At 55.5% G+C, this 14,339-nt stretch carries 14 protein-coding genes; 6 read left to right on the top strand and 8 right to left on the bottom strand.

Going from position 1 to position 14,339, the window contains the following annotated elements; translation table 11 throughout:
• On the bottom strand, positions 1–1,529 hold a 1,529-nt coding region (locus IGS51_RS18220; RefSeq protein WP_297080204.1), incomplete at its 3' end, for a TIGR04222 domain-containing membrane protein.
• Between the two features lie 391 nt (positions 1,530–1,920).
• Here IGS51_RS18220 and IGS51_RS18215 point away from each other — a divergent pair.
• Together IGS51_RS18215 and IGS51_RS18210 are read left to right on the top strand one after the other, a co-directional pair.
• Positions 1,921–2,640, top strand: coding sequence for an alpha/beta fold hydrolase (locus tag IGS51_RS18215; protein ID WP_367279370.1), 720 nt, complete (start codon positions 1,921–1,923; stop codon positions 2,638–2,640).
• Positions 2,618–4,426, top strand: a complete 1,809-nt coding sequence (locus IGS51_RS18210; protein ID WP_297080203.1) for an ATP-binding protein — start codon at positions 2,618–2,620, stop codon at positions 4,424–4,426. The genes IGS51_RS18215 and IGS51_RS18210 overlap by 23 nt, the downstream gene beginning before the upstream one ends.
• Here IGS51_RS18210 and IGS51_RS18205 read toward each other — a convergent pair.
• Complete coding sequence (locus IGS51_RS18205; protein WP_297080202.1) at positions 4,423–4,548, bottom strand: hypothetical protein; 126 nt, start codon at positions 4,546–4,548, stop codon at positions 4,423–4,425. The two genes, IGS51_RS18210 and IGS51_RS18205, sit on opposite strands and share 4 nt — an antisense overlap.
• Positions 4,549–4,662: 114 nt before the next feature.
• Between IGS51_RS18205 and IGS51_RS18200 the strand changes: the two genes are divergently transcribed.
• Positions 4,663–5,241: a Uma2 family endonuclease gene (locus tag IGS51_RS18200; RefSeq protein WP_297080201.1), complete on the top strand. Its 579-nt coding sequence runs from the start codon at positions 4,663–4,665 to the stop codon at positions 5,239–5,241.
• Positions 5,242–5,307: 66 nt separating this feature from the next.
• Here the strand turns inward: IGS51_RS18200 and IGS51_RS18195 are convergent, their stop codons facing one another.
• From IGS51_RS18195 to IGS51_RS18180, 4 genes are all read right to left on the bottom strand, one after another.
• On the bottom strand, positions 5,308–5,880 hold the full coding sequence (locus IGS51_RS18195; RefSeq protein ID WP_297080200.1) for a hypothetical protein: 573 nt from the start codon (positions 5,878–5,880) through the stop codon (positions 5,308–5,310).
• Between the two features lie 71 nt (positions 5,881–5,951).
• Complete coding sequence (locus IGS51_RS18190; protein WP_297080199.1) at positions 5,952–7,769, bottom strand: cache domain-containing protein; 1,818 nt, start codon at positions 7,767–7,769, stop codon at positions 5,952–5,954.
• Positions 7,770–7,867: 98 nt separating this feature from the next.
• Positions 7,868–8,452 (bottom strand): TIGR04376 family protein, encoded by a 585-nt coding sequence (locus IGS51_RS18185; protein ID WP_297080198.1) that lies wholly within the window; start codon positions 8,450–8,452, stop codon positions 7,868–7,870.
• A 238-nt stretch (positions 8,453–8,690) separates the two neighbouring features.
• Entirely contained in the window at positions 8,691–10,013 is a 1,323-nt protein-coding gene (locus IGS51_RS18180) for a hypothetical protein (protein ID WP_297080197.1), read from the bottom strand.
• Between the two features lie 219 nt (positions 10,014–10,232).
• Here IGS51_RS18180 and IGS51_RS18175 point away from each other — a divergent pair, with 219 nt between their 5' ends.
• The gene (locus IGS51_RS18175) at positions 10,233–11,144 is read left to right on the top strand and encodes an alpha/beta hydrolase (RefSeq protein WP_297080196.1); all 912 of its coding nucleotides are present in this window, start codon (positions 10,233–10,235) and stop codon (positions 11,142–11,144) included.
• Positions 11,145–11,193: 49 nt separating this feature from the next.
• On the opposite strand, the gene IGS51_RS18170 is transcribed toward IGS51_RS18175, so the two are convergent.
• The gene (locus tag IGS51_RS18170) at positions 11,194–12,099 is read right to left on the bottom strand and encodes a formylglycine-generating enzyme family protein (RefSeq protein WP_297080195.1); all 906 of its coding nucleotides are present in this window, start codon (positions 12,097–12,099) and stop codon (positions 11,194–11,196) included.
• Between the two features lie 320 nt (positions 12,100–12,419).
• Here IGS51_RS18170 and IGS51_RS18165 point away from each other — a divergent pair, with 320 nt between their 5' ends.
• Both IGS51_RS18165 and IGS51_RS18160 read left to right on the top strand, forming a co-directional pair.
• Positions 12,420–12,893 (top strand): phycobilisome protein, encoded by a 474-nt coding sequence (locus IGS51_RS18165; RefSeq protein WP_297080194.1) that lies wholly within the window; start codon positions 12,420–12,422, stop codon positions 12,891–12,893.
• Between the two features lie 31 nt (positions 12,894–12,924).
• Positions 12,925–13,662: a phycobilisome rod-core linker polypeptide gene (locus IGS51_RS18160; RefSeq protein WP_297080193.1), complete on the top strand. Its 738-nt coding sequence runs from the start codon at positions 12,925–12,927 to the stop codon at positions 13,660–13,662.
• Between the two features lie 174 nt (positions 13,663–13,836).
• Here the strand turns inward: IGS51_RS18160 and IGS51_RS18155 are convergent, their stop codons facing one another.
• On the bottom strand, positions 13,837–14,025 hold the full coding sequence (locus tag IGS51_RS18155) for a hypothetical protein (protein WP_297080192.1): 189 nt from the start codon (positions 14,023–14,025) through the stop codon (positions 13,837–13,839).
• Positions 14,026–14,339 lie beyond the last annotated feature (314 nt).

The following is a 14,339-nucleotide window of genomic DNA, read 5'->3' as shown; positions in this document are numbered from 1 at the left end:
CCACTCCAGCCATCGCTCCCCCAAGAAGACGAATATCCACTGCCACTTCCGGTTCTGGAAACAGGAGAGAGTGCAGCCCGTAAGCTGGCAAACTCTTTACCGCGCAGTGCGGTGGTTCCGGCTAGGGCAATGAGGAACAGCAATTGAGTTTGCTGCATGGCGCTGAGGTCGCGGGTGCGGAGCGTCATGGCGGATTGGTGAGTCGCTCGGATCTGTTGCAAAGCGCGATCGCCATACCGACTCGATAGAGGCGGCAGTTGGAATATTGCGATAACAGCCAGCCACACCACAATCATCATCAGCAGAAACCCAACGGGCCGCCCCCGCGAAAGGCCGACCAGCACTTTGGCAATGCCCAGCAACAGCGGCAACAGCAGCAGCAGCGTAGGGTAGAGTCGCGCTTTGGCAGCCTGGGCGGACGACAGAGCCAGTCCAAGCTCCTGTAGGCGCGATCGCAAGGTTTCGACTGCTCGCACTGTAACGGTATGCCGACGGATGCTGTCCACAGTGGCTTTTGATCCATGCATGCTTTCCAGAATCGCCCGCTCTAGCGAGTGCTGCAACGACTCTGGCGCAACCAGTGGCACTAAGAACTTTTCCTGAACCTCGATGGCAGGGGGCTGCGATCGCGCCATGTTGACAATCGCCGTATCAATGACCTGATTAGCCCCATTGACCAGATAAGCGACTTCGTAAGGATCGAGCTTTGGCAGCGACGTTTCCGTCCTGTTGCTGGGTTGTCGGAGCCACTGGCGCAGCGCCCATGCCACCAGCAGTGTGCTGCTCAGCGTAAAGAGATAGAACTGCAAAAACTCTGGCCCGCGAAGATCCAGCGGGTTGGGAAAGGGGGCGATCGCCGTGCAGCTTGTCACACCAAACGCCAGCACCACCAGCCCGCCCAGGCTCGCGGGAGATAGCCGGATAGCCCGCCAGAAGGCCCTCCACTGACCCACCCAGTCTGGTCGAGGCAACACCCAATGCTGCTGCATATTGATCCGGCGGAATTGCAAATCTCGCCCAAATCGCAGGCTTGGCTCGGGCCAGATGTCTGCGGGCGGCGCTTCCCCAAACCAGGCTTCGTAACTTTGCAAGGTTTTGCGATACCAGTCATTAAACTTGTGGTGTTCTGTCTGTCCGCCCTGGGTCGGTTCGTGGTGCAGCGGCGTTTGCAACACCTGGGGACAAAACACCTCCCAGTAGGAGCGGCTGTAGGTGAGGTGTTGATGCCACGCCTGGTCTACTTGGTCTGAAGGGGTAACAGGATGCCCCGCGCAGACTGCCAGAAACGCAAACTTTTTGTATTCCTCAATCACTCGCTGGGCATAGTCCAGAGACCAGCGATTGTCGCGGGCAAGACGCTGGCTAAAGCTGAGCGCTGCACCGGGCTGGTCGAGCGAAAAGGCTTGCAGTCGGTCGTAGAGGGCTTGCTGTTGGGGCGTTGTCGAGTGGAGGGCGATCGCCCCCCGACCAGACCGGAGGGCGGCGCTAGAGAGACTTGAGGCATGGGGAAGATCCGGAGTAGGACTCATAGGCACCTAATCTAGGGAGTGTAGAAGAGGAGTGTAGAAAGGGTTCCCGATTGCTTTCGCTCTATTAAATTTTTCAGACGCGATTAGCCCGAAGAGATTTAGAATCTCTATCACTCAAGACTTGATATAGATACAGGCTGCACTGCTAGGCTTACGAAAATCGACCTTAAAGAATAAAGAATCGGTCTATCACCAGCTACCCATTTCAACTACCCATTTCAAAAATGACAAACCAACAGACAAACCAACTGATACCAAACGATTCTCCCGCCGACCCCCAACTTTCCCACCAGCGTTCCCAATCCATCCTTACTCGCAACAATGTCACCGTTTCAGGACAGGGCACTCAGCCGATGCTGTTTGCCCACGGCTTTGGCTGCGACCAAAATATGTGGCGACTCGTTACGCCAGCCTTCGCTGCCGACTATCAATTGACTATGTGGGGTCGGGCAAGTCGGACTTGCGAGCCTACGACCCAGAGCGCTACAGCAGCTTGGAGGGCTATGCTCAGGATGTCTTAGAGATTTGTGAAGCGCTGGATCTACAGAATGTCGTGTTTGTAGGGCATTCGGTGAGCAGCGTGATTGGAATGCTGGCGGCGATGCAAGCCCCCCAGCGGTTTGAGCGGCTCATCCTGGTGGGGCCGTCGCCCTGCTACCTCAACGATTCGCCCGCCTACTATGGCGGTTTTGAGCGAGAGGATATTCTGGGATTGCTGGATCTGATGGATAAGAATTATCTCGGATGGGCCAGCTTTTTGGCTCCCGTTATCATGAAAAACGAACAGCGTCCCTCACTCTCCAAGGAACTGGAAGAGAGCTTTTGCTCAACAGACCCAGTGATTGCACGGCGCTTTGCCGAGGCAACGTTTTTATCGGATTATCGGGGGATTCTGGCTGACATGACCGTACCTTCGCTGATCTTGCAGTGTGCCGAAGATGCGATCGCCCCTACAGAAGTCGGCCACTATCTCCATCGCCATCTCCCCCACAGCACCCTCAAGCTCATGCAGGCAACGGGTCACTGTCCCCACATGAGCCATCCCGACGAAACCATCCAGCTAATCCAAGATTATCTTTCCGCCGCTCATGTCATCAGAGCCGCACAATAAACCCCAAAATGAACCGCAGACCGCATCACCTGTCGAACGGTGTGCCTGCCATCTAGATGAATTACTGGACACCGCGCCATGCGGTTTCCTGGCATTCACCGACGACGGCACAATCACCCTGACGAATGCTACCCTGCTGGAACTGCTGCAATGCGGTCTGGACGAGGTGAAAGGGCAGCGCCTAGAAGCCTTGCTGCCAACCGCTAGCCGCATTTTCTACCAAACTCATTTTTTTCCGCTGCTCAAGCTGCAAGGCAAGGTTGAAGAAATCTATCTTCCAGTTCGCTCTAGAACGGGGGAAAGCCTGCCGATGCTGGTGAATGCGACCCGCCATCAGCGTGAGGGGGAAGTGCTAAATGAGTGCGTTCTGATTCCGATCCAGCAGCGGAGCGAATATGAAGAGGCACTGCTGCAAGCCCGCCGCGATGCCGAAACTGCCATGCAAGCTCAAATCCAGGCCAACGCCGCGCTAGAGCAAACCCGGGCCGCCCTAGAGCAGAAGCAGACGGAGCTAGAAGCCCTGAATGCTCGGCTGGAAAATCTGGTGCAGCAGCGCACGGCCCAGCTAGAACAGGCGCTCAAGTTTGAGGCGCTGCTCAAGCGAATTACAGATCGGGTGCGCGATAGCCTGGATGAGGCGCAGATTTTGCAAACGGCGGTGCAGGAATTAGGAGCAGGGCTGGCGCTGGTGGGGTGCAATGCCGGGCTTTACAATGCGGCGCAAACGCAGGTAACGATTGACTATGAGTATCACCAGGATGGGGCTGCACCGTGTTCTAGGGTCGAGAATTTAACCATCGAATCGGCGACAATGTATGCGGCGATCGCGCAGGGGAACTCTGGCCCGTTTTGCTGTTATTTGCCTGCGTGCCCTCGATATGGGGCGGGGCGTTGGGCGATTTTGGCGCGTCCGATTTATGACGATCAGGGCATTCTTGGCGATTTGTGGCTCTTTCGTCCGGCTGAGCAAACCTTCAGCGAGGTGGAGGATCGGCTGGTGCAGCAGGTGGCTAATCACTGCGCGATCGCCCTCCGCCAGTCTCGCCTCTACCAAGCTGCTCAGCTTCAACTGCATGAACTGGAGGAGCTAAATCGGCTCAAGGACGATCTGCTGAACACGGTGTCTCATGAAATGCGATCGCCCATGTCTAATATCCTCATGGCGATCCAACTGCTGGAGGTGAATCTGGAACCCCTGGGTGTGTTCGCAGACGAAGCAGGAATCGTGAAGCGCTACTTTCGAGTGCTGCAAGACGAGAGCCAGCGCGAAATTCGGCTAATTAACAATTTGCTAGAGATGGCCCGCATAGAAGCAGGCACCGATCCGCTGAATATCAGCATGATTCCGCTTCAGTTTTTTATCCCCTACATCGCAGAACCCTATGTGGAGCGGGCTAGAAATCAGCAGCAGCAGCTAGAGATTCAGATTGAAGAGTCGCTTCCCGCTTTTTCCAGCGATCTATCGTATCTAGAGCGTATTCTCGGCGAATTGCTGAACAATGCCTGCAAGTACACCCCCGCTGGAGAGTACATTACTCTTTCTGTACAGTCTACGTCTGATGGGCTGCGGATTTGTGTTCGCAACACAGGAGTAGAAATTCCCGCGGCAGAGTGCGATCGCATTTTTGAAAAGTTTCACCGCATTCCTGATCACGACGTTTGGCATCAGGGCGGCACGGGGCTAGGGCTAGCACTGGTTAAGAAACTGGTGGAGCGGTTGGGGGCGACGATTCGCGTTGACAGTCGAGACGGTGCAACCAGTTTCATCGTGGAATTTAGTTACTAGGCGTTGATCCCATCAGGATTAAGCCAGGGCTTCAGTCCAAATTTGCCAAACTGAGCCAAACTGAAGAAAAAAGCGGGCGATCGCTCGGCTCCATCTTCGCCGAAACTCGATGCAGCCAGCATTCGTTAATCCAAAACTTCTAGTCCCAAAGCCGCAGGCTCAACCCTCCAGCCAACCTCCATTTACCTTGCAGTAGCCCCCCAACACTCCTTCCGCAGCGTTCTAGAACAAGCCCTATGATTGCCTCACCCCAGTTCATCAGCCCTGAAGAATATCTCCAACTCGAAGCCCAAAGCGCGATCAAACACGAGTATCGAGATGGCGAAATATATGCTATTGCAGGTGCGAACGATGCCCATGTAACGATTGCAGGAAATATTTTTGCGCTATTACGGGGGCACGTGCGCGGGACGGGTTGTCGGGTTTTCATTTCCGATATGAAGGCTCGCATCGAAGCGCGAAATTGTTATTACTATCCCGACGTGATGGTGACCTGCGATCCTCGCGATCAGCAAAATGAGACCTTTAAGCAGTTTCCCAGGCTGATTGTGGAGGTGTTATCAGACTCTACCGAAGCGTTTGATCGGGGCGATAAGTTTGCAGATTATCAACTGTTGGAAAGCCTGGAAGAATATGTTCTGATTAACACGCGCCACCAGCGGGTCGAGTGCTTTCGTCGCAATGAAGCTGGGCTATGGGTGCTGCAATACTACACGCCAGACACCGAGACGTTCCATTTAGCAAGTCTCAACTTTACCGATACGATTGCTGCACTCTATGAAGATGTTGTAATCAACGAAGGGAAAACCGAGTGAAAGTTGAATTCGGTTTGGCGTTCCAGCTTGCTGCGCGATCGCATTCCAGGTCGCATCCCAAAAGTGCTACATCCACACTGCGAAGATATATCCAAAATAGGCAAGATAAAGTAAGCCTGTAGTGGCGATCGCCCCTCTGCCCAGCCAGGTTTCATAGCCGTTGAACAAGAGGAAACTGCTGATCATCACGGCTGAAATTTCGATCACGCTGACCAAGTTGCCATAGTAGCGCGGGTTCCAGTAAGAAACCGGGCTGTGAAACCGCCAGTCGGAAAACGGGAAAAAATGGCGATGGGCATCGTCGTTGTGCAGCGGTAAATCGCCCGCGATATGCAGCAACATGCTCGCAAAGAGGAGTGTGCCAAAGGGCGATCGCCCCCACAGTGAAACCAGCAACCCCACCAAAATCAGCGGTACTGAGTTAAACAAATCAATAAAATTTTGCCAGTGGGGTTCAAAATAAGATTTTGACCAGATAATCGATTCCGGCGTGTTTCGCAGCACCTTCTCTACAAAATAAAAGACAAACATGGGCGCGTCCGGCAAGATTGCTCCAAGGATGACCGGCGCAATGAATGGCCCCTCGTCTCGCCGACCTAAACACAATAAATTCAGCACGACATGGGCTGGAGTATTCATGCCACTCTATTTACTCAACGGCTTGCATTTACCCAACGGCTTGCATAGCTGCTTTTTAGATCACATTCCCATCACTTCCAAAATTCTTCAATATCGACCTGGGCTAACTCTTCCTGAATCTCTTGAAAATAGCTGCTCTGGGTAATTGAGTTCACTTCCTGCACTCGTTTGCTCTGGTCGATTTCGATTTGCAATTCTTCCAGTTGCTTCTTCAATGCTTCTTCCCGCAGGCGACGTTCCGTAATGTCTTGAATAATTCCTTCATAGTAGAGCAGCTTGCCCTGGCTATCGTAGACGGCTCGCGCATCTTCTTCGATCCAGATAATGCTGCCGTCTTTGCGATAGACCTGATACTCCAATCCTTTTACCTGCCCGTTAGATTTCATTAACTGATAAAAGCGCTGACTATCGCGAATATCGACATAGGTTTGTTCTGGAATATTGGTGACAGAGTTCACCATTTCGGATGGAGAGTCGTAGCCATAAATTGCCGCCATCGCTGGGTTCACTTTTAGAAACTGTCCTGTGGGAGAAGATTGAAAAATCCCCTCTAGGGCGTTTTCAAAAATGCTGCGATAGTTTTCTTCAGTAATCCGCAATTCCTCATTCTTTTGTTCCAAAGTGGTGAATGAAGCCTTGAGTTGATCCGCCATGCTGTTAAACGATGTGGCGAGCTGATCTAGCTCTAGCAGAGCGCTGGGCGCAATGTGCTGGGAGAGTGCGCCTTCTGCAACTTCATTGGAGGCCTGCGAGATTCGCTGGATGGGTTTTGTGACCCAGCGGGCGGTGAGGATGCCCAGGGCGATCGCCAGTCCCAGCGACCCCAGCGCCAGCCAAATCGCGTTTCGAGTAGTAGTATGGATATCGTCCATAAAGTCTGCTTCGGGAACCGCGATGATAATCAGCCAGTCCAGCCCCCGTCCGTCTTGAAACGGCAACACCTGCACAAACTGCCGCTGTCCATGCACAGAAAAATCAAGCTGCTGCGGCTGCTGGATTTCCTTAAAGTCGCCAAACTCTTGCCGCAAAAAACGCGCCGTTTCTCGAATCAGCGGCTCACTGCTGTCCACGGCTTGCAGCAGCAGCGTCTCGTCGCCTTTACCAACCGTCAGCGGTTCCTCGGTCGAGCTAGAGAGAATTTGCCCTTTCCGATCTAGCACAAATGCCTTACCCGTTTTGCCAATTCTCAGGCTAGAGAGAAACTGGCGAAACTCTACCGGAAGCTGCACATCGGTGGCGCAGACCCCCAGAACCGTTCCCTCCTCGCTGTATACCGGAAGGCTAGCCGTCAACACGGGCAAGAAAGTTGCAAAGTCTAAATAGATCTCGCTCCAAACAGCCCCTCTTGTCTTGAGTGCATCCTGATACCAGGGGCGCGATCGCGGATCGTATTCCCCATCCTCCGTGAGGAAAGCCAGACGATTTCCCCGACTATCTAGCTCATAGGAAAGAAAACGACCCCGCGTAGCCATATTGGTCAGCCAGAGCCGAATCTCCTTACTGCCGACCTCCGAGCGCCCTGCCCCCAGAAATTCCCCTTGCTCTGTGCCGCAATAGGTGCCAAAAATATAGGGCGAAATTCTCACCTGCTGGTGCATTTGGGCAATGTTTTGGGGATTTTGGAAATCCAGGCTGCCCTGAGTAAACGCGGCCGCATTGAGCTGATTGATGTCGTGCGGCGCTGTAAAGTAGCTCTCTAGCTCGCGCTCAATCTGGGAAGAGAGGCCCGTGCGAAGCTGGGAGGCCAGGTCATTCACGGCCCGCCGTGCCGCCAAAAACGACAGGTAGCCCACCAGCCCAACCGCTGCTGCAATTTCCAACACAAAGGGAACCACGAGCGCTGTGCGGAGGCGGAACTTGGCAGGAATAGCAGGAAGATTCACTGGCATGGCATCTAGCGCTCCGTAGATTCCAGTTTAGGCTGCGAATCAAACGACTCAGCCCAAATATTCACTTTTTTACGTGTTAAGATTCTGATTTCAGCAGTTTAGCCCTTGCCCATATTTCGTTTCAACTCTTCGATTTCTTCATCCATCTCCCATTGGCGAAAGGCTTTTTCCAGGTCTTGGGGAGAGGGCGAACCGGGGGTGGAGGCGTTGTAGTTTTGCCAGCCAGCAGTTTGCCACTGTTGGTCAACCGAGGTTGTGGTGCGGGTGGCTCTTGCCTGGGCTGCCTGGGCTGATACTTCCTTGCGCTTTTGCTGAATCTGTCGCTGGAGGTCGATGGTTTCCTGAATCCGCTGGCGCAGGGCTTCCATTTGTCCCCAAAGCTGATTTCCCTGGCGCAGCAGCGTGGCTTCGTGTTCTTCGGCGGGCTGGGCCAGATCCATGCGCCCCTTTTCCTTCGCTTTTTCGACGCGGGCGTGCCAGAGTTGCACTTCCTGAGCCGTGTTCAAGATTTCTTGCTGGAGCCGACTTTCCTTGAGCCGCAAGTCACCTAGTAAGCGAATCGCTTCTTCTTCCTGATCCCGCAGGTTGTCCTCGATGGCTTGGAGTTCTAGGTGCGGGTTATCGCGCAAAAACTCGTCTAGGCGGGCTTCTAGAAACGTGCTGAGGTCGTCAAAAAGGCTCATGGAACACTCCTATGGAGCGGATAGGGCAGGGTTGGGGCGATCGCACCGGGATTTCGCACTGTGATTTCGCACTGTGATTTCGCACTGTAATCTCGCACTGTGATCTCGTGCAGCGATTTTGCACCGGGATTTCGCACCGGGATTTCGCACCGGGATTTCGCACCGGGATCTCGTGCAGCGATTTTGCAAACAGCAGGCCTTCGGTATCAAAACACCGCACCCAAACCCTATCAAGGGATCAGAACTGCTGTCCAGTGTAGATGGATCGCACATCGCCGTTGCGCCGCACCATCACCTCATTGCCCTTCACGGAAACGAGCGTCCAGCCGCTAGCCCCAATCGGTTCGCCCACCTGCACGCGATGGGTCGTGCCGTTGATTTCAAACAGGGCAGCGGAACGGGCCGGATCGCTGAGTTCTAGGATGCCGACAAGGGTATGGGTCGAGACGGCGGCGATATTGGGGGCGGCGGCGGGTGTATCGGTCGCGCTGTCGGTCGATGAGGCAGCAGATGGGGCGGCGGGCGCAGTTGTGGGCAGCGGGACGGTGGAAACGGCGGGCGATCGCCCCGGCAGGTTGAACCCTGGCAAACTGGGGAATCCATTGCCACCACTGTTGCCACCACTATTGCCGCCACTGTTGCCACTACTGTTGCCGCCGCTGCGACCGGGAAGCGCCATGTCTGCGGGCGGCCGGTAAACCGGGACAATCAGCGGGTCGGTGGGGGCTGAGTTGGTCGCGGCTGGATTGCCCGCCACCGCCACGCTCGGCAAGTTGCCCTCTGTGCCAGCGGTTTCCGCTTGACGACGGGCCGACCGTTGTTCCAATACCTTGAGCGATCGCTGAATGTAGTCCAAAAATTCGCGGTTTTCGGGCGAGGCTGGCTGGGTGGCGACCTCAGATGAGCCAGCCGTGTCGGGAGCATTCGCCTGCTGCCAGCGCCCCTGCATTCCATACCACAGCGCCACGGCCGCCGCCAGAGATCCGCAGACCAACAGCGCCAGCAGCCCATCCAGCGATTTGTGCTTTACGCCAGTGGGTCTTGGCATGAGCGCTGCGGCGACCAACTCATCCTCCGGGCTGCTGTCCACGGCCACCTGCCCAGAACTCTGCCCAGAACTCTGCTCAAACTTCTGCTCAAACTGAGGAATCAGCGCGGGTTCTGGGTTTAGCTCTGGCACAAAGGTTGGATCGCGGGTCACGCCAGCATCGGGCGCGTGGGTTGAGCCGTCTTGCCGCTGTGCCTGGGAGATGGTGGCCAGCACAGGCGGAATCGTGACATCCGTGACGCTGACCGGGGTGGGAGTGCGGCTGGCGGCTAGTTCTTCCGGTAGTTCCGTCGAAACGAGTCTGCCCTGCTCTAGCGCTTCATTCAAGTCGCTAAACAGATCGTCCATCAGTTGGTCGGCATATTGCTCGATGGAAAAGCGGTCGGCCTCCGTTGCGACGCTCGACGCGCCGGAAACGCGAGTCGTGGCGATCGCCCTCGATTCTCGATCGGCAAGCTCTTGAGAATTCAGGGATTCTAGCGCAGGGGACTGGGCAGACGTGGGTTGAGACATGGCGAAATCAAAATGACGACTGATGACGACTGGCGTAAAGCGGAATGGCTGCGTAATGACTATTCAATGTAGCAATAACCCGTCAAAACGGAACGCTTTTTAGAGGTTTGCCAATCTTAAAGAAGGGCTGGGAAAATTCACGGTCGGCCCATCCTCCGCCTCCAGACATAAAATTAAAAAAAATAGGTACTTTTTGTAATCTCCGCTACGCAGCGTTCCATGACCCTCGATTTTTCCTCTCCGCGATCGCCCGAAACCAATGGCTGGCAGCACTGCTTTATTGAAACAAACCGCATTCGTCTGCACTGCGTGACGCAGGGAGAGGGCGAACTAGTGGTCTTGCTGCACGGATTTCCTGAGTTCTGGTATTCCTGGCGGCACCAAATTCCAGCGCTGGCAAAACATTTCAAAGTCGTCGTGCCGGATCTGCGCGGCTACAACGATTCCGACAAGCCCAGCGCGGGCTACGACCTGGATACCCTCAGCGCCGACATCCAAGGCATTATTGAGAACTTGGGCTATCTAAAGGCGCATATCGTTGGGCACGACTGGGGCGGGGCGATCGCCTGGCACTTGGCGCAGACCGTTCCCCAGCGGCTGCATCGGCTGGCGATTCTAAACGCGCCCCATCCCCACCGTTTGATGCAGGAGATGTCGAGCAATCTAGACCAACTGCGGCGGAGTTGGTATATGCTAGCGTTTCAGGTGCCGGGGCTGCCGGAATGGCTAATTCGCCAAAATCTGCGAAACTTTGTGACGACGGCCATGCAGGAATTCTGCGTCCGAAAGGGAGCCTTTAGCCGTCGAGATATGGACATTTATCAGGCGGCGCTAGAGAAACCGGGCGTGCTGACGGCAGCGATCAATTACTATCGACAACTGCTGTCGCCCCGACGACTGATGCGCGAATGGGGGCGATCGCCCCTGCCCGTCACCGTGCCCACCCTCGTCCTCTGGGGCGAAGATGACCATTTCCTGGGCCAATCTCTTTTGGAAAACCTGGATGCGCTGGTCAAAGCACCGCTGCGCCTGACTCGCATCGCCGACTGTGGCCACTGGATTCAGCAGGAAGTGCCCCAGACAGTCAATCGCGAACTGCTCAACTTTTTGCGGCAGCCGTATCCCGCATAGGCTTGCGACTTGCCGGGATGTAGAAGCTCAGGAAAACCTCAGGAAAACCTCAAGCAAATCCGTCCCAGCCACAGGCGACCCGAAAGCCAATGTCATACAGGCCGCGATCGCCCTCAGCCCGCGACCGAAAAGCAGACCGACAACTGCGGGGCCCCACGTTCCAGGAGCCGCCCCGCAGTATGCGCCGTTTGGGGTCGCCGCCCGTTTCCCACGCGGTTCCGTCTGTCGGCGCATCGGCATAGGTGTCATGCCAGCTATCCTGACACCACTCACGCACATTGCCATGCAGGTCGCAGAGTCCAAAGGCATTGGCATGGGCAAAATAGCCCACAGGCACGGTCTCGCGGCGGTCTTCGCCCTGGGGCCCCTGCCCGTAGCTGCCCCGGTTGCACAGTCGCCCCTGATACTCCCAGTCCACCCCGGAGTAATTTGCCAGGTCGGTGGTGAGGGTTTCGCCGACGTGAAAGGGGGTCTCTGTGCCGCCGCGACAGGCGTATTCCCACTCGGCCTCGCTGGGCAAGCGGTAGGGACGGCCCGTGTGCGCGGTGAGGCGATCGCAAAATTCCACCGCCTCCAGCCATGACACCTGTTCCACCGGATGGTGATCGCCTTTGAAATGGGCGGGGTCTGGGTCGAGCGATCGCCCCACCATAGGCAGCGCCGCCACTGCTCGCCACTGGGCCTGGGTCACGGGATATTTGCTCAAGGAAAAAGGCCGCAGCGTAACCGATCGCTGGGGGCCTTGCGAGGGATGCCAGCCCTCCTCTTCTCTGGGTGCGCCCATCGTAAACGGGCCCCCTGGCAAGATCACCATCTCCAGCGCTACGCCCGCAGCCAGAGATTCTTTCCAGAGCTTGGCTCGACCCGTGCGGCGATCGCCCACTTCGCCAGTCGGCAATAGGGTCAGCACTTCAAACTCCACCGGCGTTAGTTCCGGTGTACTCTGATTGAACATCGATGACTGGGGTTGATTGCTTTACACCCCTCATCATACGGCGCGATCGAAATACGGCACGATCGAACCGCTCTCCGGCTCTCCCAGTCGCGCATTGGCAAACCAGACCCGCATTCAGATTTCCAGAGCAATCCCGCCCCCAAACCGTTGAACCCGCCCCAGGATGTATTAAGAAATACATCTTTGTGGGGGGCTGTTTTGCGGAGTGGGCAGTCTGATCCTAAGGATGGCAAGTTGCTCAGCGCCGCAGCGGTTGAGAGGGTGCAGGGCGATCGCCATCCGCCTTTTCCCACTCGTCTCCATCGCATGGTCTTTGTCCTATGCTCACCCTTAGCCACACCCTAGACCGAAGTTTGCGAAACGCTGATGGCACTTATCTGGATCAGCAAGGACTGCAAATCCTGAGTGCCTACGTGCAAAGCTATCAGACCCGGCTAGATGCATATCAGCAATTGCGCGATCGCAGCACGCCAATGATTCACCAGGCGCTCAAGAAGCTGGCGCAGGTGCATCCAGAGCTAATCCAGCAGCATGGACAGCGCTGTTTATACGACATGACCGAAGTCGTGCGCTACATTGCCCTCTCGGTGCTGCGCGATGACGAGACCTTTTTCAAAGAGCAGATGATGTCTTGGCTCGACACCATCCTGATGGCCCACAAGCGCCATAGCCACTGCGCCACGGCCTATCGCTATCTCCAGGAGGCGATCGCCGCCAACCTCTCGCCCGCCGCCAACACGCTCATTTCTCCGTACTTGGATAGCGTTGTTCTAGCGCTACAATCCCACGCCTAGCCTACGTCTAGCGGTCATTCCAGAGGTCGATATGCAATACACACCCATTTCGATTCATCCCAATTCCTCTCAGACCGAGCGCGAAGCCGCCCTCCAGCAAATCTATCGGCAAGTCCTCGAACGCCAGCCCTACAGCTATGAACGGCGAATCTTGGGACGGTTGGAAAAGGACTTTCTGGCCAACCGGATCGGGGTACGGCGGTTTCTGCGCGAACTGGGACAGTCCGAGGTATATCTCAACGCCTTTTACTTCAACACGTCTAACTACAAATTTATAGAGCGCTGTCTGAAGCATTTCTTGGGGCGGGCACTCCTCAACCATGAAGAAATGCAGCACTATGGCAACGTTCTGGCCCGACAGGGCGCAGCAGGGCTAATTTCGACCCTGCTCGACTCAGAAGAATATCGCAAGGCGTTTGGTGGGTTCACGATTCCCCATGCCCGCGCCCAGTCGTGCTACGAATCGCCCAAAGCCTACCTGGAAACTCATGTACTAAATCAGGAATACGCAGGACGACGGGGCAACGCCGTGCCAACCCTGATCTGGCACGAGCTAGGGCTGAACTGCGACACAGGCGTATGCCGCCACCCAGAGGCCGACGAAGCCCTAGAGCCGCCGCTCCCAGGGATTGCCGACCATTTGCCAGACTCCTTCCTGGCGCTGCTTAGAGGAGACAATCAGGAACTAGACACGGCTACGGTTCGGGAACTAGTCGCTTCCCTCTCGCCGCAGCAGAGAAAAGCCCTCCAGCGGGCAATCCTGAGTTGAGATCTGGCCCTTCCGCCTTTCCCTGGAGCAGCTACTATGCAGTGGGGTATAACGGTGATACCGTTGTATCCCGTTTTTATTGGATTTTTTATTGGATTTTTTTATCGGATGTCCGATCGAACTCAGCCATCCTTCCAAGCAATCCTTCTAAGCAATCCTTTACCTTTTCCGCATCTACTTGGAGTCTTCGTCAATCTTCGGAACGATGTCTGGGCGCTCCTTGGCTTCCCAACCCGGCGGCCGCTTCGAGTTATACCAGGCGATTGAACCGATGGTGACGGCCGCAATAAACCCCACCACGTAGACCACCGTAAACCAAACCGGAAAACCGCCGCCTGCGGCTACATCCATCAACAGCACCATAACCCTAAGCTCCAAATATTTCAGAATTTCAGATTCCTCCAGACTTACGCACTTGCGATCAGTCTTCTGGGTTTTGGACGACTTCTCGCGGGCTGCACCTGTGAGAAATCGTCCAACTGCATAAGTCCTATTCCTAAAATCATCATTCCGTAGAATCGCCCCCTCACACCACTGTTTTTGAGCAAGGACTGATCAGGGACAACCCTGTGAACAGCCCCATCGGGTGTTTCGCCACAACTAGCTGCAAGGTGTGGGTTCCTTCAGGAATTACTCTGTTGCAGGAGGGGGCGCTTCTGCCGGGGCCGGAGCCGGGG

Origin of the sequence: Thermoleptolyngbya sp. M55_K2018_002 (genome assembly GCF_015295965.1) — a bacterium.
GTDB classification, from domain to species: Bacteria; Cyanobacteriota; Cyanobacteriia; order Elainellales; family Elainellaceae; genus Thermoleptolyngbya; species Thermoleptolyngbya sichuanensis.
This window is presented reverse-complemented; position numbering and strand designations above follow the sequence as displayed.